A 20,035-nucleotide genomic window follows, 5' to 3' on the forward strand; every position below is an offset into this window, starting at 1 on the left:
CAGTATAAAACAAAAAAACTCCCCTTTTTTAGAAAAGGGAAGCTCTCACACTATTTTTTCACAACAACTTTCACTGCTTTACTTTCTCTTTTTCTCACATCTGAAGCTGTCACGTACAAGACGGTTTTGGCTTTTTGCGGCTTGATTTTAGCTGTAAATGCGCCTTTGCTATTGGTTTTGACCGTTTGAATGACTTTCTTTGATTTGTTCTTCACCTTGATCGTCAAGCCTGCACCCGCAGTCCCTTTGATGGTTTTGCTTTTCACCGTGACTTTACTCACCTTCGGTTTAGCTGGTGCTTTGCCCTTTTTCACGACCGTTTTGAGAGAAGTAGCAGCCTTCCCTTTTGAAATCTTGATGTGAAGCACTTTGTTTTTGTTCTGATGCTTGATCTTCACACTAAAGGTTCCCTTTTTGCTTGCCGTGCCTTTTCCAAGCAGGGTTTTGCCTCTATACACAGAAATGGCAGCACCCGCTTTTGCTTTACCTGTCACCTTTTGATGCTGATCTTCTACTTTGTTGACAGATGCATTGAGTTCAACAGCACTTAATGCGGCAAAAGCATTGAGTCTGCCATGCCCAGTCATCCAATCAATACCCGGAATCTTCGGATCGACAATCGGCTCGTCATTTTCATCATAGAAAATGTCATTATTTCCATCAACAAAGGGAAATGAGATGTTATCTGCTGTATTTTGCAAAATATTTCTCACTTGATTTGGTTTCAGGGCTGGATTTTTAGAAAGCAGTAATCCTGCTGCTGCTGCAACGTATGGTGTAGCCATGGATGTCCCGCTCAGGTATGAGACATTCCCATCCGGCATTAAACTTGGAATATCAGACCCCGGTGCTGACATGCTTAATCCTTTGCCGTAGCTTGAGAACTCAGCGCCAATATCCATGCGGTTGCTTGCGCCAACTGCCATGGCGTATTTGGAAGTCGCAGGATATCCCATTTCTGGAATACCATCATTTCCGCTTGCCACGACCACTAGTACATTTCTTTGTGCAGCATAGTTCATCGCATATTCAATGACCCTGCTGTAGTAGCCGCCAAGACTCATGTTGATGACCTTTGCGCCTTTGTCCACTGCATGCTTAATTCCAAGTGCAATATGCTCTGTATCTCCGTATCCATAAGCATCCAGCACCTTGACTGGAATGATGCCTGTATGCTGATTCAGCCCTGCCATAGAATAGTGGTTATCGGCTTTTGCTGCAATGATGCCTGCCACATGAGTGCCATGTCCATTGTCATCAATTGCATCTTTATTTCGTCCAATCAAGTTAGCACCTAAGTCTGTGCGAACCGTCCCGCTTAAATCGGACAAACGGCTGTCGACACCTGTATCAACAACAGCAATTAACGTTTGCTTCATTTTGCTAGTGCCAATCAGTGAATTCATTTGTTCAAACTTTACATCAGCGCCTTTTTTCCCGCTGTTTTGTGCACTGTTTTTCAAAGGCCATTGGTATCCATACTGCACGTCATTGCTGAGCGCACGATAAGTTTGCACTGGCTCTGCAAATTCAACATTCGGCATGCTGGACAGCTTTCTTGCAGTGCTTTTGATCACAGCTTTCCCTGCTTTTAGTGTTTTTCCAGCTGACTCTTGCCCTGCTGGAACATCATAGACATACATTCCTTTAAATAAAGGACTGACTGATTGAGATGTCACACGGTTCTCTTGAATTCCATAGCTTTTCATCTTCTTTTTTGCAGATTGCAGTGTTTGACCATCTTTTAATTTAAAAATGATCTTATTCGTTTTGACCTTTTCTTCTGGAACAAGCTTTTGCTTCTCTAGAACATAACCGATCGATTTTCCTTCAAGCTGATTAATACCGATTTTTTGACTCACTGCGTCTAATTCTTTCTTTAAATATGCCGGACTGGCTTCTTTGAGCATATCAAAAAGGGAACGGATCGCCTGTTGCTCTTTCTCTGTGACGATATGACCGCTGAATGCACCATTTTTCTCTACGTCATTCAGCAATGATTTTAATGTAAGCAAATGATTGTACACCGTTTGCTGCTTTTTTTGATTGTTGATGAGTTTAGATTTGAGAAACGGCTTTGTTTTTTGCAGCAGACGTGTGAGTTTCTGACCATCGGCGGTTTCATTGAATCGTTTGTCCTCGATCGTACGAATGGATTGAAGAATTTCACGTCCATGCTTTTTCTCAATAATGATGATCCCTGGATCTTCTTCTTCAGGGAAAATCGGTTCAGATGGCGGGAGATTCGCGCCTTTATACCCGATTGTATAGGCTGCATCCTCTTCCTCATCACGGCTGTCTTCCTCCGTACCTAAATACAGCACTTTGACATAGTAAGGACCTGACCATGCATGCGGGAAGTTAATCTCTGTCTCTCCACTTGCTGTGTCAGCGCGATATCTCGAATAAGTGTCATCCTTCATCGCTCTGTCCTTACTTGGATAGACCGATACAGACAACATTTGTTTGCTTTTTACAGAAATTTGCATATGTGTATATTTTGCCACCTCTTGTGAAGATGGCGTAATTTGATACCATGACTCTTCTTTTTCATTCTGTAATGTACCTGAAATGACGTCACCATTTTTTAACCCAATGGCTTCATTGACACTTGTTCCTTTACTAACTGCTGATGCCTCGTACCCAGGTAATGCAGCCATACATAGAATGATAGCCATGAGTACAACCACACAGGATTTGACCTGCTTTTTGAACATGAAAAGACCCCCTTATTTTTTACAATACCTTGGAAGAATATCACAGAAAATCATTTAGTAGAATCTGTTTTTGACATAATTAAACTCGTTTTAAGCTAGGATTTGAGATATTCAGTTAGCAAGTCTGATCGCTTCATAAACTTTTTGCCATTTCAAACGGAAAATGATGCTATTTAACCATATCGAAAAGTACATTACAATCAACTTGTAAGCGCTTAACAAACAAGAGAGAAGGGATCAGCTTGTTCCAAAAAGATCATGTTTTTACACAAGTAAACGGTCGATCAAAGAATGAGATTTTACAATATATTTCTGAGAAAGCTGAAGACCTTCAGATTACAAACGATCACGCGGGGCTATTAACAGATTTGTTGAAACGCGAAGACGAAGTCTCAACAGGACTTCAGCAAGGCTTTGCCATTCCTCATACAAAAAGCTCCGCTGTACAAACGGCTTCACTTCTTTTTTTAGAGCTTGAACAGCCCATTGACTGGGGAAGCTTCGACGATTTACCAACAAGCTATTTATTCACCTTGCTCGTTCCACTAGAAGAGGCCAATGTCACACACCTGAAATTACTGTCTGGCATTGCCACCAGCTTAATGGAACCTGATTTCATCGAAAAGATTCAACCCGGTCAAACAGCAGACTATTATTACGAGGTCATTGAACAACAATTGAAAGAGGGGATTACACAATGAAAATTGTCGGTGTCACTTCATGTCCAGCAGGATTAGCGCATACGCCAATGGCAGCAAAAGCATTAGAGAATGCGGGTAAACAGCTTGGACACGAGATCAAAATCGAGCAGCAAGGGATTATGGGACAGGTAAATGGCATTACAGCAGAGGAAGCCAAACAGGCAGACCTTTGTATCATTGCCTCAAATCAGCATATTAACGACGCAGAACGCTTCTCGGGTATTCCCACAGTACGTGTCGAAATCGGACGCGCTTTAAAAAATGCCGAGCAAATTATCACAAAAGCCGTTGCGTTAGTTGAAAAGAAAAAATCTGAATCTCAATAAACAAGAGCAATGCCATATAGAAAGGAGCAAAGCAGAATGAAAGCAAAATTAAAAGTCATTGAAGGCCATCTTATGACCGGTATTTCTTATATTCTACCGGTCATCATCGGAGCTTCACTTATCGTTGGTTTAGCCAAACTAGTCGGTTTAGGTTTTGGTGTGTCAGATTTAAATGCCTATAAGGATGCAGGCGGCATTTTACATGGTGCCTATTTGATGGAACAGGTTGGCTGGACAGGCATTGGCTTAATGAACGTACTGCTCGCTGGCTTTATTGCCTATTCGATTGCGGATAAATCAGGTCTTGCGGCCGGCTTTATCGGCGGAGCTCTTGCCAGCTCAACAAATGCTGGTTTTATTGGCGCCGTCATTGCAGGTTTCTTTGCCGGATATGTCGCCCTCTTTGTGAAAAGAAAAATTCAAATTCAAGGCTCCGCAGCTGGACTCGTCCCTCTGCTCATCTTACCGCTCATTACTGTTGGCTTAACTGGACTTCTCATGTCGGTGTTGCTAGGCGGGCCATTAGGTGCTTTGAACACAGCATTAATTGAATGGATTAAAGGCATGGTCGCAGATGGAACGAGCACACTCGCACTTGCTCTCATTCTAGGTGCAATGATTGGCTTTGATCTTGGCGGCCCAGTGAATAAATCAGCTTGGATGGCTGGTAACGCGCTCTTCCTATCAGGTGTCTATCTTCCTGCCATTCTCGTCAATATCGCGATTGTCATTCCGCCGCTTGGATACGGGCTTGCGACATTGATTCGAAAACGCAACTTCTCTCCTACCTTCAGAGAAGCCGGACGAGGCGGCCTTGTGATGGGAATTATTGGGATTACAGAAGGAGCCATTCCCTTTACACTCGTCAATCCTTTGAAATTGATTCCGCTGAATGTCGTCGCTTGTGCTGCAGGAAGCGGGGTCGCTGCCTTATTAGGTGTCCATGACATCATGCCGCCAATTGGCGGACTATACGGATTCTTCTCAGTAGGAAACTGGTGGGCGTATTTAATCGGCGCACTAACTGGCGCACTTGTTATTGGAATTGGCGCCAACCTGCTTGTGAACTTCTCGGAGAAAAAAGAACCCCAAAAGCCAGAACATGATCAGAAGCAGAAAGAAGAAGATGATTTTGACCTTGTGCTAGAAGGATAATTTGAACAAAGAAAGGTGTCGTTACACAATGACTGTCAATGTACATGTGATTCCACATACTCACTGGGACCGGGAATGGTATTTTACCACCTCCCGCTCCCGTATCTACTTAATGAAAAGCGTAATGGACATATTGGACACCCTCGAAACAGATGAACGGTTCCATTACTTCATGCTCGATGCACAGGCATCCTTGCTTGATGATTACCTAAAATGGCGTCCAAAGGACGAGAATCGAATCAAAAAGCTCGTCACGGCCAAACGTCTCATCATCGGTCCGTGGTATACACAAACTGATCAGCTCGTCATTTCAGGTGAATCGATTGTACGGAACCTGCAGTATGGTATAGAGCGCTGTCATCAATTCGGACATGTCATGAAAGTGGGTTATGTACCAGATTCCTTCGGTCAATCCGCACAGATGCCTCAAATTTATCAAGGCTTTGGCATTGTAGATACGGCATTTTGGCGCGGCGTTTCGGATCATATGACGAATCATACAGAATTTAATTGGCGCGGTGCTGACGGCAGTGAAGTCTTTGCTGTGAATCTGCCATTCGGCTACTACTACGGTGGAAATATTCCTGAGAAGGATGAAGATTTAAAAGCCTTTCTTTCTGAGAAAATCGGTGCGCTTCAAGCAAAAGCCACCACTAACAATGTCTATTTCCCAAATGGGTTTGACCAGGCGCCAATCCGTAAAAACCTGCCTGACTTATTAGAAAAAGCCAATGAATTAGACGAGCATCACTATCACATCAGCAGTCTGGAAGATTACATTGCAGCGGTGAAGAAAGAGCGGACTTCCTTTGACACATTACAAGGAGAGCTCATTCATGCCAAGCATATGCGAATTCATAAATCGATTTTTTCAACAAGAGCAGATTTAAAAATCTTAAACAATCAAATTGAAAACTATCTCGTCAATGTGATGGAGCCCATTTTAACCATCAGCTATTCACTCGGGCACGATTATCCGCATGACACAGTGCGTGATATTTGGTACCTCATGTTTGAAAATGCAGCGCATGACAGCATTGGCGGCTGTAATAGTGACACGACGAATCAAGATGTCTTCTTCCGCTATAAGCAGGCAAAAGAAATCGCCGAGAACCTTGTGGACTTACACATGCGTCTCATCACCATTCGATTACAGACAGAGCAAGAAATCACGTTCACTTTATTTAATACCCTGCCTTCAAAGCGCTCTGAAGTCATTGAAGTCGAAACCTTTATAACGGAACGGCCATTTACGCTGAAAGACGCGAACGGACACACCCTTCACTACACAGTGAAAAGCAAAACCGATGTGACTGATTATGTCTTAGCACAGCAAATTTCTCTTAACCCAAGCAAAGAGGTGTACATCCCTAAGCAAGTCTGGAAAGCCGTTCTACTCATTGAAGCCGTCGACTTACCTTCCGTTGGGTATACACAAGTCAGCATGGTTTTCGATGAATCAAGCGAATCCGTTTGGGAGCAGACGGATGACCGTATCATTGAAAATACGTATTACCGCATTGCGGCAAATGACAATGGAACATTAGAGATCACGGATAAACAGACAGGCCGAACATTCTCTGAGCAAATGATCTTTGAAGACAACGGAGACGACGGGGATTCCTATAACTATTCACCACCGCGTGAGGACCTTTATGTATCATCTCAAGATATCTCATCCGCCAATATCACCGTGTCTAAAAGTGGGCTGCAAGAAGAACTGACCATCCAGCTTCATCTCACGGTTCCATATGACTTAGAGGAACGCTCACAGCAAAAGGTGACGACCTCTCTTCCGATCACAGCAAAAGTCGCTTTAAATCAAGACGAAGCGGTCATTCGTTTTCATGTGGATGTTGATAACCGTGCATTAGACCATCGTCTGCGTGTACTTTTTGATACAGGTATCGCATCAAACGTATCACTAAGCGATCAGCAGTTTGGCACAATCGAACGTCCAACAGAGCTGACGCAAGAGCTTGAATGGTGGAGCAAGGAGCATTGGGAAGAAAAACCGATCACCATTGAACCGATGCAATCATTTGTTGCCCTTCGTGATGAATCATATGGGGTCGCTCTGTTGACCGACTGCGTAAGAGAATACCAAATCACAGGCGAAGGCTACACAACAATTGCTTATACACTCTTCCGTTGTTTCGGAAAAATGGGGAAAGAAAATCTACTTTACCGTCCAGGCCGAGCGTCTGGAGAAAAAATCGTTGAAACACCTGACGCCCAGCTTCAAGGCGCGCTATCGTTCTCCTTCGGCATGCATTATAGCAAGGAAGCGGTAAGCGAAGGACACTTAGCGCAGCTTGCCAAGCGGTATACCACCCCAGTGCAATGCTATGAACGGGCAGACTTTTTAAACGGTCGTTTAATTTTCTCTTTCCGAGATGAAAAAGAAGACTTACAATCTACTTATAGCCTGCTTGACATTGAAACAGACGGAGCCATTCTAAGCGCTTTGAAAAAAGAGGAGCATGGCACAGGCATTGTCATTCGTCTCTTCAATCCATATTTAACGCGTCAAACAGCCGCTTCAATCAATAGTTCATCTCTACAACACGGAGAAACAGCGAATTTAGGCGAAACACCTGAAGGCCACATACTGAAAGCACAACATGGATCATTACAGATTGAACCGCTCACACCTTGTCAGGTACAAACCTACATTGTAAAGAAAAAATGAACATGTAGGGGCGGGATCCATTTGGATTCCGCCCCTCTCTAATGGAGGGCAATGATCATGCGAATTGGAGGCATTGAAGCAGGCGGTACAAAATTTGTCTGCGGCTACGGAACAACAGATGGAACGATTGAACACAAGACTTCCTTTCCAACAGGATATCCAGATGAAACATGCCGGCAAGTGATCGATTACTTTACAGCGCATCCAGTCGATGCGATTGGAATTGGTGCATTCGGGCCTGTTGATGTAAAAGAACAGAGTACAAGCTATGGGACGATTTTAGACACACCCAAAACAGCCTGGCGCCAATTTCCATTCCTCTCTACCTTAAAACAAGCGCTCGGTCTCCCGATGAAGCTTGATACTGATGTCAACTGTGCTGCGCTCGGGGAAGTCCGCTTTTCGGCTGAAGCAGAAAAGCCTTCTTCTTTGGTCTACATCACCGTTGGGACTGGCATCGGCGGCGGTGCCTATATTGAAAACCGTCTCATCCATGGACTGCTTCATCCAGAAATGGGTCATATCACAGTCCAGCGCCACCCTCATGACACCTATGGGGGCTGCTGCCCAATCCACCATGATTGTCTAGAGGGACTGGCATCTGGTCCTGCCATAGAAGGACGCTATCATACACTGGCACAGATGCTGCCAGAGGATCATCCTGCCTGGGCACTTCACGCCTACTATCTCGGGCAAATGGCCGCAAATTTATTACTCACCCTTTCACCAGAACGTATCATTCTTGGCGGAGGTGTGATGAAACAGCCAGCCATGCTGCCGCTTATCCTTGAAGAAGCAGACAAGCGGCTTTGCGGCTACTTACAATTACCAAAGCCATTACATGAAATTGTCACAAAGCCTTCCTTTGACGGATTATCTGGTTTAATGGGAGCAATCGCCCTTGGAACTGATGCCTTACAGGCACAAGGAGCGGCGCAATGATGATGACGGCAGATACTCGAACCTATCAGCTCATTCAGCGGCTATTTGAAACGAAAGGGTTCGTGAAGCTAGAGGAGCTAACTGCCTCTTTTCGCTTATCTGCCCGCTCCATCCGCAACTTAATCAAAGAAGCAAACGAGCTGTTAAAACAAGCCGGGGCCATGATTAAGACGATACGCGGGAAGGGGTATACACTCTTAACAAGTGACCAAGACGCTTTCCTACTTTGGCTTCATCAGCAAAGACTTCCTGCCCGCTCCCTCGTACCCATCATGCCAGAAGAGCGTGTACGATTTATGATGAGAAAGCTATTGCTTCAATCAGATTACTTAAAAATTGATCAGTTGGCAGAGGAGCTGTTCATCAGCCGCATGACGGTCAGCAGTGATTTAAAAAAAGGACGGGAACTGTTAGCCCGTTACGGCATGACCCTTGTCTCAAAGCCCGGATTTGGCTTAAAAGTCGAGGGAGACGAATTGCAAAAAAGAACGTGCTATGCAGACTTACTGCTTGAAGAAGAGCCTGCACTTTCCAATATTACCGAGCGGGAACAGCTTCATTTTCCTGATATTTCACTTGAAACCATTCGGTCCATTGTGCTCACGAACCTATATCAAGAATCGTTGCTCATTAAAGACATTGCCCTAAAAAATTTGGTGATTCATTTAGCGATTGCCATTCAGCAAACACGAAAAAAACAGCGAATATCTTCCAGCACCACACGCACACAAAGGTCACCTGTGTTAACGAGAATTGCCAAAAAGATCACTCAGCAGGTGAGCGACACTTTTCACGTGACCTTGTCAGAGGATGAAACAGATTACTTAGTGATGCACCTCTTGGCGAATCAAACGTGGAAAGAGGCCGACCAGCACCAAACGACAGAGGAAGTACAGCAGGCAGTGACACGATTTCTCCAGCACATTGAAAGGACAAGCGGACATCGTTTTGCTAATGACGATATCTTGCGTCAAGATTTGATGCTTCATATGAAGCCATTATTAAATCGAATTCAATACGGCGTGTCTTTACAAAATCCGCTTTTGCATGAGATCAAAGCGTCTTATCCTTATCCGTTTGACTTGGCTGTCAGCGGTCTGAATGCTTTAAAACTGGTGCGTACGCCAAATGAAGATGAGGCGGCATATGTTGCCTTACACATCGCTGCTTCATTTGAAAGAAGTCAGCTCGACACCTCGCAAAAAAAGAAAGCCATTATTGTGTGCGGGTCTGGACTAGGGACCGCACGGCTGCTTGAAATTAAATTGAAGGCCGCCTTTCAGCATGAGCTTGAGATTGTTGAGCTTTATTCTTATCAGGATTACGCTTTTAGCACGACTTTGCCATGTGATGTGATTATTACAACCGTACCTCTCGCACCAAAGGGGAAACCGATCATTCAAGTGAATGCTTTTTTTGAACATCATGATGTCCAGCGTGTGAGTGAGATCATTCATTTATTAAACGGACACGGCTCACCTTCGCAGGAGCTGATGGCATTTTTTCAAGAACGATTGACCCTATTGAATGCGGACCTCTCCAGCAAAGAAGAGGTATTAGATACGCTATGCAGCCGATTAGAGGCGCATCAGCTTGTATCGTCTTCTTTTCGCTTCTCAGTGCTGGAGCGTGAGCAAATGGCATCTACCTATCTTGGCAAGGGGATTGCGATGCCGCACCCACTCATCACAAATGAAGGCACCTCCTGCGTAGCCATTGCACAACTAAAGGAGCCGATTGACTGGCAGGGAGATCGAGTGTCTCTTATTTTCTTATTAGCCATTCATAAGGATGACGCTGCCTGCATGAACCAATTTTTCGAGCAAGCCGTCGATTTACTGGACAGCCCAGACCGCATTCATTCATTGAAAAAAGCAAACACATTTGATGAGCTGATGAATGCGTTGTTTCGATAAAGGTGAATCTTTTACAGTAAACACACACTATACTGATCACAAAAGACCGCCCAATGTATAAATGTTTAGGCGGTCTTCTTTCATGTAGGTGACATCACGTCAGAATCAATCGTATATCACATGTTTTCCTTCTTCACTTAACTTTTTTAAAGAGGCCCGCATATGGTTGATTTCTTCATCAGAATGCCTTTCCCATACACCTAATTCAGCGACTATTTTTAAAGGAGATTTTGATCGATAAGAACGGGTTGGGTTTCCAGGGAATTTTTGATCCGTCACATTCGGATCATGTTCAAACGCACCTAATGGTTCTACAATATAAATTCTCTCTTTTGAATCAGACCTTGCCAATTCAGCACCCCATTTGGCCGCGTTTAATGTTCCCGTAAAATAGATATAGTTCGATTTTTTATCCTGATAATTGGATACATACAACGGTTCAAGCAGGTCCCCCATCTTCAATTCTGCTTTCGTCCCATGAAAAAACGGCCCAGGATCTAAGACATGTTTCTGATCGCTCATATGGCCACTCCCCTTATCATTTTTGACTTGTGTATCACAGTATACGGTCTGATCTGGGCGGAAAACAGTCTATAAATTGTTTTTTAATCGGGGTATAATGAAAGTAGAGAGCAAGCTGTGATGGAAATGAACGATTTAAAAAAAAGGGAATTTCTCATTCATTCCAACAATTACAAACACAAGAACTCCTTCAACAGCTGACAGAATCACAATCAATTCATGCTTTACTGGGTATTCGTCCGCAATTAATTTCTGACCTATATAATTCAAAGCATAAAAAATAAAGAACACTAAGAAGAACATAAAAAGGATCGTCATCATATAAACATCCTTCTTTCTTATAATGGATTTTTAACTAATTTTTACAATATATTATTAGACTATCATTTTAGAACAACTTGAACAATATGATTTTGCCAATAGAGTGAACGCAGAAAAACGCCAACCACCCGCTAATAAGGTGATTGGCGTTTTCGTATTTTATTCTCTCCATTTAGCTGAATCAGGGTTTCATTCCAATAAGAGCTCTTTTTCCGCCCGCAATCTTCACTCAAAATATGCTCTCATCTTCACGCAACTGTCCAATCACTACGGGTTTTCATCTGACTTTTACAATAGATTTCATGAAAACTCTACTCTTTTTCTTGCTGGTCTGATCCTCCTTCAGCCTGCATACAATACTCCGAGGAGGTGACCTTCTATGAAAGCTTTTTTCTGGTCAGCATCTTTTGTATTCATGCTCATTTTTACCCTCGTTTTTCTAGGAATGGTTTTTTGGCTCAGTGGACAAGGCATAGATCAACTATGGAGATATTTGTTCATCTCTCTTGTCACAGCGGCCGTTCTACACGGCATCACCACTTGGCTGAAGCGACATGTCATGCATAGCTCATCAAAATAAAACAGGCTGCCCGCAATGTTCAGGCAGCCTTCATACTTTATTCCTTGGATGATGCGGCTTCTTTTTGAGAAGCACGCAGTTCATCATTGATTTTTTTCGCATCTTCTAAAAACTCTGTTTCAAATCCACTTTTAAGTGCCCACATATAAAATAGCAAGGCCACAACTGCAATGAGTGCCATATCCCAGCCATAATGAATGACATTGTAGCCGCCGAATTTATCACTGCCAAGACAAGAAATCGTCATCATCACAAGTAGATACACAACCATCCAAGCACCTGCTTTAAAGTTACGGCCAAAGCCCTTCCACTTCGCTTTTGCTTGATAGTAAAAATAGATGGGAAGACCAATGAGAATAATGAACAGCACCTGTCCTGTTAACGGCCATCTTGCCCAATACAGCGTCAATGATGCAAAGACAAAGCCTAAAGGTGCAATGATACTGAGTCCTTTTATTCGCAATGGACGATACAAATCTATCCCTGTCTTTCTAAGCGTCATGACCGTAACAGGCCCTGTCAGATAGGAAATCAGCGTCGCTACTGAGATAATTTCAGCGAGTACGCCCCAGCCTCTAAATAAAAACAGAAAGATAAACGATACAGCTAAGTTAAAAAACATGGCTGGACGAGGCACGCCGTAAATCGGATGCAAACGGCCAAGCACACTCGGCAAGTATTTGTTTTTTTCCATCCCATAAATCATACGAGACGTCGTCGCCGTATACGTAATCCCTGTGCCAGAAGGTGACACAAACGCATCTGCATATAAAATCAGAACAAGCCAGTTAATCCCCAGCGCAATGGCAAGGTCAGCAAATGGCGAGTTGAAATTCAAATGCCCCCAGCCATTCACAATCATTGATGGATCGACAGCGCCAATAAAAGCGATTTGCAGCAGCACATAGATGACAGTTGCAATGAAGATCGATCCAACAATGGCAATTGGAATCGAACGGCCTGGATTTTTCGCTTCTCCTGCCATATTAATCGGGCTTTGGAAGCCATTAAAAGCAAACACAATCCCTGATGTTGCGACAGCTGTGAGCACACTCGCCCAGCCGTTCGGCGCAATACTTGTTCCAGAAGTAAAATTCTCACTATGAAATCCTACGAATAAGAGCGCACCAATTGTTAATCCTGGAATGACGATTTTAAAAATCGTAATGAATGTATTCGCCTTTGAAAACAACCCAACTGTCCAATAATTGAGCAGAAAATAAATCACCAGCAGCACACTAGCAACCATAAGCCCCTCTGTCGTCAAAACCCCTTTTGTGACCAAATGGCTTGTCCACTTTGCCCACTCCCAAGGCCATGAGCTCATGTATTGAACGGAAGCCACTGCCTCAACAGGAATCACTGAGACAATCGCAATCCAGTTTGCCCAAGCGGCGATAAATCCAATAAAAGAGCCGTGTGAATATTGCGTATATTTGACCATTCCGCCTGCCTCTGGAAACATCGACCCGAGTTCACTATAAGACAATGCGATAAATAAAATGACAACCATCCCAATCAGCCAAGACAAAATAGCTGCAGGGCCGGCAATTTGCGCGGCACGCCAAGCACCAAAAAGCCATCCTGACCCAATGATTGAGCCAAGCCCTACCATCATTAAAGCGAAAGTTCCCATTCTACGATGCAAATGATTCATGTTCATAACACCTTTCAATTAAAATACCAAACATGTGTCGAGCAAGCGTCTTTCTTTCATAACAGTTCATTTTTCATTCCACCTGAAAATATTTTCTAATCTAAACCTTTACCTTTGTTCATTTTTCCGCCTGTTATATTATCTCTCAATTCTTCATTTTCTGATATAGTCGAACATGCTTATTTCAAAAGAAAGCGCCTTTTCAACTGTTCAATCTATTAGACTGATTAACTATCTTTACCCTTATATTGAAAAAAACAAAACAAAAAGGAAAGAGGAAATGTCTTCCTTTTCCCTTCTGAACATGTATCATGCAAAGAAAAAAGGATAAAAGGGAGACCCTTTTATCCTTATGAGACCACTTGTTCTTTTTCAATCACAGCTAGTCTTTCTTGAACTTCTTCTTCAGATAAATTGTGCTGTTTTACATATAGGTTCCGCTCGTTTGTGCGGCATTCATGACTGCAGCTGCGCATATATTTATGCTCACTTTCTTCAGTTGCAATCAATTTGCGGTTACATGCAGGGTTCGCGCAGTTCACATAACGCTCGCAAGGTTCGCCAGTGAAGAAATCTTTTCCGACAACTACATGCTCTGTTTGGTTGACTGGCACGGTTAAGCGGTTATCAAACACATAACACTGACCATCCCATAGCTTTCCTTGGACTTCCGGGTCTTTTCCGTACGTGACAATTCCTCCGTCAAGCTGGGATACATCTTCAAAGCCTTCACGCTTTAACCATCCTGAGAATTTCTCACAGCGTACGCCGCCTGTACAATACGTCAGGATTTTTTTCCCTTCAAGAATCTCTTTGTTGTCACGAATCCACTCAGGCAATTCACGGAATGTCTCAATGTCAGGGCGCACAGCACCTCTGAAGTGACCGACATCAAACTCATAATCATTACGTGCATCAATCACGACCGTATCAGGTGATTGCATTTGCTCATAAAATTCAACTGGGCTGAGATGTTTCCCCGTTAATTCTAGCGGATTCACATCATCTTCAAGACTTAAATTCACCAATTCATTTCGGTGGCGGACGTGCATTTTCTTAAACGCATGACCATCTGCTTCGTCAATTTTAATTGGCATGGACGCAAAGCGTGGATCTTCTTTCAATGCTTGCATGTACTTGTCCGTTTGCTCAATGGTACCAGAAACGGTTCCGTTTATACCTTCAGATGAAACAAGAATACGACCTAACAAACCAAGTTCCTTACAGAATGCTAGATGCTCTGCTGTAAACGTTTCTGGATCCTCAATGGGGACATATTGATAGTAAAGTAATACACGATATTGTTTTTCCATATATATAAACACCTCTTAAATTTAATCAAAACATACCATTCTTTATCATACAGGAAATACATACCTAAAGGCAATGTCGGCGGCTCAATTCCATAAAACGGAAGGGTCTTTCTCCTCATATTAATTAACATTGACAGAACTTTCTGTAAAGTGAGATGATTTATGGACTATACTGTGTTGTAAAGGAGTAGAGCTCTATGATCCAGCCAGAGGATATCGTCAGAAGTGGTCCAAACCAATTTATTTCTCAAAAAGGGATTTATCATAAACTCGATTCACTTGTTTCGCCATCCTTCCAGTCGCCCGCTGTCGTGACTGGACATCATTCCTATCATGCTTTTTCAACGTACACAAAGCTGCCGTCTCACTGGCCTGTTGTCCAGCACAAAGGCTACAGTTCACCCAATGCGATGACACGAATCGCAGACGAAATTAAAGGGGCAGATGTGATCATTGGAATTGGGGGCGGCACCATTTTAGATACCGCCAAATCAGTTGCAGATGCTCTTCAAATTGAAGTGATCATGGTTCCAACCATCCCGGGTACATGTGCGGCATCTACACCGCTCAGCGTTATTTATGATGACAAAGGGAACTTCATGAGAGTCGATTATCATAAACGATCCAGTTATCTCACCCTCATTGATCATACTTTTTTGCTTTCCTCTCCTCTTTCCTACCTTCAAAGCGGTATTGGAGATACGCTGGCGAAATGGTATGAAGCGGAGGCCATTATTCGAAACACAGAGGAGTCCTTACCGCTCATGGTGCATGCTGCATTAAAGCAATCGGTGTCCGTTCGAGACATTCTTCTTTCCCATAGTGAGGAAGCTGTTCACAGCTTGAAAACAGGGCAGCATTCGCAAGCATTTGCGGATGTAACTGATACAATTATTACATTAGCCGGAACGGTCGGAGGCTATGGGGGGCGCTACGGAAGAATGGCAGGCGCCCATGCCGTCCATAATGGATTAACGTTTATTGAGGAAACGCACCATGTATTACATGGACAGAAAGTGGCCTATGGTATCCTCGTCCAGCTTGCGGCAGAAAAACGAATGGCCGAGGTAGAGGAACTACTTCAGCTTTATCAAACACTCGGATTGCCTAAGAATATGCGCGAGCTTGGCATTAAAACTCAACTGGAAGAAGCAGCATATACAGTGGCAAGCCATGCTGCACGTGCAGACGAAACCTTTTGTTTGATTGGAAACTATTCCAAAGAACAAATTGTCGACGCCATTCAAGCCGTTGAAACGTATTAGTCCAAAATAAAAAAGCACAGGGATCGGGACTGACCCCCTAAGATGAGACAAATAAAAAACACCTTCAAGTTTGAAAACGGATCGTTGTGATCCGAAATAAAACATGGAGGTGTTTTTTCTATGGGGACAAGAGTGAGTTATCCGGCTGAAGTCAAACAGAAGGCTGTAGAAATGAGATTGGCAGGCGTACCTATGAAAGAGATCATGCAGGAATTGAATATCAAGAATAAGACGCAGGTTCAGACATGGGTGAGATGGCATAAAACTGGGGATACACACAGGTTCGAACAACCTGTTGGAAAACAATATACCTATGGAAAGGGTCCCGAGTACTCTTCAGAATTAGAGAGACTTCAGGCAGAAAATCGCTATTTGAGTCAACAGAATGAGGTTTTAAAAAAGTACAACGAATTGGAAAGGAAGTTGATAAGGAAACGTCAATCAAACTGGTAGATGAATTGAGCAAAACGATGACGGTACAGGACATCTGTGTCCATTTAGGCATCTCACGCACTTCGTATTATAGATGGAAAAAGAATCTGACTCAGAATCATCCTAAAAGACAACTAGAGAAACAGGTCGGCACGTTGTGCCGAAAGCACAAATATCGATATGGTTATCGGAAAATCACAGCCATACTAAAAATGGGAATGCGTATTAACCATAAAACTGTTCAACGTATCATGCAGAAAAACCAGTGGCAATGCCGGGTTAAAATGAAAAAGCGTAAGAAGAATGGGCAGCCCTATGCCGTGGCTGGTAATATACTGGATCGGAATTTTCAGTCTGATCGCCCTCTTGAAAAACTAGTCACGGACATCACGTATTTGCCTTATGGACAGAAACAATTGTACCTTTCCAGTATATTGGATTTATATAATGGAGAAGTGATTGCTTTTACAATTGGTGATAAGCAGGACACAGACTCCTAGTACTTAGTTTCATATAAATTATTCCCTTAACTTTTAATCTAAATATGAGTCTACCTAAATTATACAAGCAATATAGTGCAAACAGAAAAAAGCCAAACAACCACTTCGGATCATAGCAATTCAAGAAATATTGAATTTGTCCCATAAGAGATGAAATAGCTTATTGATTTAGAATAGTTTTGACAGTAAAATTAATGCTATACTTATTTGTATGCATTTCTCTTGTCTGGTAATTTCACGTTAAATTGGGTTCTTACAATCTATATACCATTTAGATAATTAATTGGATATAGAAAAGATATTTCTTTATGCTGATATTCCCACAAAAATAAGCTGATGTTAATTGAGTATGAAATGAAATTCGGTATACAGAAAAGTTTTCATAGAATGTTAACCTACTAAATCACAAGTTCAATCACCTGATTATTACATCGCCGAAAATACCACTATTTACTATATAAATTTAAAAAAGTTCACTGAGGAGAGGTCAAAATTGTTTTACGCATCTAATAAAAATGGAAATATTGTTTTAAATGGCGAGTTTACTGATTTTAATAATGGAAAAGTTATAAATAGAAAAAAAGAATGTTATTCAAAAAGTTTTATATATTAAAGCAGATCAGAAAGTCATTAAAAACAAAAGTAATAATAATAGAATTGAGATTTTAGAGATCCATGAAAACGACCATAGAATTAAAGAATCAATACTTGTCGTATATTTAGATCCTTTCAACACTTTGTCTTTTATAATAATTAAAAAAGACCATCCTCTATTAACAATTGAAGAAAGAATAGAGAAAGCAGAATCTAATCCCCCACAGAGATTAAAAACAATTACATTCGGTGATAATTTTTATATTCTTGGTGTAATTCGCTTTAAATTTGCTAATATGAGAAAAACTAATATAGCAATTGGATATGACAAAACTTTAAATTTAAATTTTAATTATATTTTTCCTCAAAAAATTCGCGATAAATTTTCAACTGTGACAAACAAATTAGGATTAATTACTCATTTTGGTTATGTTAAAATTAAAAAAAATGAGTTGTTAGATAAATATATAAAATCAAGTGAAATAAATTTGCCTTTATATATCAAATCGACAAACAAGGATAATACAGACTACTATTATCCCTTGAAATTTAATTATAGAAATACTTACGATCAAAAGCACTATGTTTATAGCTCAAGAAGTTATAAATTGAATGAAAATATTGAGTTTTTTGTAAGGAAATCTATAACTGGCCAAATGGTGTTAGTCATGACCGATTATTTAAGTTTTAAAACAAAGTTTAAAGAAAAATTTGCTAGGTTAATTTCAAGATTCGGGAAACAAGAAAAATACGACATCTATTTTGAGAAATTTTCTAAAAATGCAAGTGAATCAGCCTTTGAAGTATTCAAAAAATCAAAAGCAAAAAATGATTCCTACTCCAAATTTATTTTGGATAAAAATCACGATAAATTTTTATCTTTAAAAGAGGAATATGGTAAAAATAATATTCTAGCTCACAATAGCTTTAAGGCATTCTATTTTATATTTAAAGCTAAAAAATTCATATCTTCTGACTTAGTAAGCCATGTACAAAGAAGATTATATGATAATAGTCAAAATATCAAAAGAAAGATATTAAGTAATAATAATAAAATATTCTTACAACACGGTGTCTGTCTCGCCACCAATGTTTTTGAGAGAGGCTATTTTAATAAAAAAGTACCCATTTGTCCGGATTATATTGTAACAAATTCAAAACTCGAATCCTATTATTTTAGAAAATACCCTAAATTTACTGACGATCAACTAATTGAAAAAGGGGTACCCAACTTAGATCTATATGTTAAAAATAGAAATAAAGATAAAAAGCAAATTACTTTTATGTTAACCTGGAGACCCTGGGATGTTACTGGAAGAATAGAAGAAAATTCCTATATTGACCGCTATTTACAATTTTTAAGAATTATTAAAACTGATCCTTTTTATGAAGATAAAATAATCAATATTACTTTACACCCAAAAGCAGGGCTAATGCTAAAAAATCAATTTCCAGAAACTTATGACCAGATTAAAGATTATCTATACCAAGGTGATATAAAAGATGCCCTCATTAATTCAAAGGTTGTTATTACTGATTACTCTTCCATATGCTTTTATGCATTTGCAGGAGGAAGTAATATGATCTTTTTTTGGGGGGATAAAGAGATAGCAGAAGCAGAATATGGAGCGCCAAACATATTACAAGATACTAATTGTTTTGGAGATATCGTAAATCATATCGATAGTACATTAAATAATTTTATAAAAATAAATTATAATCAAAACCAACTTCAAAAATATATTATTAGATATAATAACTTAGTGGAACATAGTAATGGAAATAATACTGAAAATGTTTATAGCGAAATTAAAAGATTAGGATAGTTTAGTAGCACAAATAATAAACTCAACCACGTCAACCATATATGTTTTATTAGGATTCTAACATTATACGGTAATAACCCCAAGTTAAATTAAGCAGAGACCGACCTCATAAGATGAGGTAAATAAACAGCACCTTCAAGTTAGAAAACGGATAGCTGTTATCCGAAATAAAACATGGAGGTGTATTTTCTATGGAGACAATAGTGATTTACCTTGTTTAAGTCAATCGGAAGGCTGTAGAAATGGGATTGGCAGGCGGATCTATGAAAGAGATATGAGGATTAGGAATAAGACGCAGGTTCAGACATGAGTGAAGTGGTATAGGACTGGAAAGACACACCGTTTCAAAAAGCCTATTGAAAACCATTTACTATGGAAAAGGACCCGAGTACTCTCCAGATTTAGAGAGACTCTAGGCAAAAAATCGCTAAATGAAACAACAGAATGAAGTTTTAAAAAAGGACAACGAATTGGAAAGAAAGTTGATAAAAAAAGTAAATTGAACTGTAGAATATTTTTGCAAAACGAGAACACCTGTATCTAAATAGGCACCACACACATTTCGTTTTATAGATG

Annotated in this window: 14 protein-coding genes and 1 pseudogene; 10 read left to right on the top strand and 5 right to left on the bottom strand. The window is 41.0% G+C overall.

What is annotated here, in order from left to right; translation table 11 throughout:
• Positions 1-50: 50 nt before the first annotated feature.
• Complete coding sequence (locus GPA07_RS18130; RefSeq protein ID WP_157293107.1) at positions 51-2,717, bottom strand: S8 family peptidase; 2,667 nt, start codon at positions 2,715-2,717, stop codon at positions 51-53.
• A 242-nt stretch (positions 2,718-2,959) separates the two neighbouring features.
• Here GPA07_RS18130 and GPA07_RS18135 point away from each other — a divergent pair, with 242 nt between their 5' ends.
• From GPA07_RS18135 to GPA07_RS18160, 6 genes are read left to right on the top strand one after another with little or no spacing between them, the layout of a single operon-like run.
• Positions 2,960-3,418 carry a PTS sugar transporter subunit IIA gene (locus tag GPA07_RS18135; RefSeq protein ID WP_008358213.1) on the top strand — a complete coding sequence of 153 codons (459 nt, stop codon included), beginning with the start codon at positions 2,960-2,962 and terminating at the stop codon, positions 3,416-3,418.
• The gene (locus GPA07_RS18140; RefSeq protein ID WP_007498438.1) at positions 3,415-3,744 is read left to right on the top strand and encodes a PTS fructose transporter subunit IIB; all 330 of its coding nucleotides are present in this window, start codon (positions 3,415-3,417) and stop codon (positions 3,742-3,744) included. The genes GPA07_RS18135 and GPA07_RS18140 overlap by 4 nt, the downstream gene beginning before the upstream one ends.
• Positions 3,745-3,780: 36 nt before the next feature.
• Positions 3,781-4,899: a PTS fructose transporter subunit IIC gene (locus GPA07_RS18145; RefSeq protein WP_017358746.1), complete on the top strand. Its 1,119-nt coding sequence runs from the start codon at positions 3,781-3,783 to the stop codon at positions 4,897-4,899.
• Between the two features lie 28 nt (positions 4,900-4,927).
• Positions 4,928-7,591 carry a mannosylglycerate hydrolase gene (gene mngB, locus GPA07_RS18150; RefSeq protein WP_157293108.1) on the top strand — a complete coding sequence of 888 codons (2,664 nt, stop codon included), beginning with the start codon at positions 4,928-4,930 and terminating at the stop codon, positions 7,589-7,591.
• A 57-nt stretch (positions 7,592-7,648) separates the two neighbouring features.
• Positions 7,649-8,533 (top strand): ROK family protein, encoded by an 885-nt coding sequence (locus GPA07_RS18155; protein WP_157293109.1) that lies wholly within the window; start codon positions 7,649-7,651, stop codon positions 8,531-8,533.
• Positions 8,530-10,449: a BglG family transcription antiterminator gene (locus tag GPA07_RS18160; RefSeq protein WP_157293110.1), complete on the top strand. Its 1,920-nt coding sequence runs from the start codon at positions 8,530-8,532 to the stop codon at positions 10,447-10,449. The genes GPA07_RS18155 and GPA07_RS18160 overlap by 4 nt, the downstream gene beginning before the upstream one ends.
• Positions 10,450-10,554: 105 nt before the next feature.
• Here GPA07_RS18160 and arr read toward each other — a convergent pair whose 3' ends face one another.
• Together arr and GPA07_RS18170 are read right to left on the bottom strand one after the other, a co-directional pair.
• Positions 10,555-10,971: an NAD(+)--rifampin ADP-ribosyltransferase gene (arr, locus tag GPA07_RS18165; RefSeq protein ID WP_157293111.1), complete on the bottom strand. Its 417-nt coding sequence runs from the start codon at positions 10,969-10,971 to the stop codon at positions 10,555-10,557.
• A 135-nt stretch (positions 10,972-11,106) separates the two neighbouring features.
• Positions 11,107-11,289 carry a hypothetical protein gene (locus GPA07_RS18170; protein ID WP_232532080.1) on the bottom strand — a complete coding sequence of 61 codons (183 nt, stop codon included), beginning with the start codon at positions 11,287-11,289 and terminating at the stop codon, positions 11,107-11,109.
• Positions 11,290-11,671: 382 nt separating this feature from the next.
• On the opposite strand from GPA07_RS18170, the gene GPA07_RS18175 reads away from it, so the two are divergent.
• Positions 11,672-11,872: a hypothetical protein gene (locus GPA07_RS18175; protein WP_008358206.1), complete on the top strand. Its 201-nt coding sequence runs from the start codon at positions 11,672-11,674 to the stop codon at positions 11,870-11,872.
• A gap of 37 nt (positions 11,873-11,909) precedes the next feature.
• On the opposite strand, the gene GPA07_RS18180 is transcribed toward GPA07_RS18175, so the two are convergent.
• Both GPA07_RS18180 and trhO read right to left on the bottom strand, forming a co-directional pair.
• The gene (locus GPA07_RS18180; RefSeq protein WP_157293113.1) at positions 11,910-13,529 is read right to left on the bottom strand and encodes a glutamate/serine transporter AimA; all 1,620 of its coding nucleotides are present in this window, start codon (positions 13,527-13,529) and stop codon (positions 11,910-11,912) included.
• Positions 13,530-13,879: 350 nt separating this feature from the next.
• Positions 13,880-14,842: an oxygen-dependent tRNA uridine(34) hydroxylase TrhO gene (trhO, locus tag GPA07_RS18185; protein WP_157293114.1), complete on the bottom strand. Its 963-nt coding sequence runs from the start codon at positions 14,840-14,842 to the stop codon at positions 13,880-13,882.
• 197 nt (positions 14,843-15,039) lie between these two features.
• Between trhO and GPA07_RS18190 the strand changes: the two genes are divergently transcribed.
• The 3 genes and pseudogenes from GPA07_RS18190 (at position 15,040) to GPA07_RS18200 (ending at position 19,459) form a co-directional block, all read left to right on the top strand.
• Positions 15,040-16,107 carry an iron-containing alcohol dehydrogenase family protein gene (locus GPA07_RS18190; protein ID WP_008358203.1) on the top strand — a complete coding sequence of 356 codons (1,068 nt, stop codon included), beginning with the start codon at positions 15,040-15,042 and terminating at the stop codon, positions 16,105-16,107.
• Between the two features lie 120 nt (positions 16,108-16,227).
• Positions 16,228-17,033: pseudogene (locus tag GPA07_RS18195) on the top strand (IS3 family transposase); the annotation flags it as partial.
• 743 nt (positions 17,034-17,776) lie between these two features.
• Positions 17,777-19,459 (top strand): CDP-glycerol glycerophosphotransferase family protein, encoded by a 1,683-nt coding sequence (locus tag GPA07_RS18200; RefSeq protein WP_232532081.1) that lies wholly within the window; start codon positions 17,777-17,779, stop codon positions 19,457-19,459.
• The last annotated feature ends 576 nt before the right edge of the window (positions 19,460-20,035 follow it).

The organism is Bacillus sp. ms-22, assembly GCF_009759805.1.
Classification (GTDB): Bacteria; Bacillota; Bacilli; order Bacillales; family Bacillaceae; genus Bacillus; species Bacillus xiamenensis.

Coding starts and splice junctions, on each gene's coding strand:
- GPA07_RS18130 (WP_157293107.1), bottom strand. CDS start 2,717: ATGTTCAAAAAGCAGGTCAAATCCTGTGTGGTTGTACTCATGGCTATC.
- GPA07_RS18140 (WP_007498438.1), top strand. CDS start 3,415: ATGAAAATTGTCGGTGTCACTTCATGTCCAGCAGGATTAGCGCATACG.
- GPA07_RS18145 (WP_017358746.1), top strand. CDS start 3,781: ATGAAAGCAAAATTAAAAGTCATTGAAGGCCATCTTATGACCGGTATT.
- mngB (WP_157293108.1), top strand. CDS start 4,928: ATGACTGTCAATGTACATGTGATTCCACATACTCACTGGGACCGGGAA.
- GPA07_RS18155 (WP_157293109.1), top strand. CDS start 7,649: ATGCGAATTGGAGGCATTGAAGCAGGCGGTACAAAATTTGTCTGCGGC.
- GPA07_RS18160 (WP_157293110.1), top strand. CDS start 8,530: ATGATGATGACGGCAGATACTCGAACCTATCAGCTCATTCAGCGGCTA.
- arr (WP_157293111.1), bottom strand. CDS start 10,971: ATGAGCGATCAGAAACATGTCTTAGATCCTGGGCCGTTTTTTCATGGG.
- GPA07_RS18170 (WP_232532080.1), bottom strand. CDS start 11,289: ATGACGATCCTTTTTATGTTCTTCTTAGTGTTCTTTATTTTTTATGCT.
- GPA07_RS18175 (WP_008358206.1), top strand. CDS start 11,672: ATGAAAGCTTTTTTCTGGTCAGCATCTTTTGTATTCATGCTCATTTTT.
- GPA07_RS18180 (WP_157293113.1), bottom strand. CDS start 13,529: ATGAATCATTTGCATCGTAGAATGGGAACTTTCGCTTTAATGATGGTA.
- trhO (WP_157293114.1), bottom strand. CDS start 14,842: ATGGAAAAACAATATCGTGTATTACTTTACTATCAATATGTCCCCATT.
- GPA07_RS18190 (WP_008358203.1), top strand. CDS start 15,040: ATGATCCAGCCAGAGGATATCGTCAGAAGTGGTCCAAACCAATTTATT.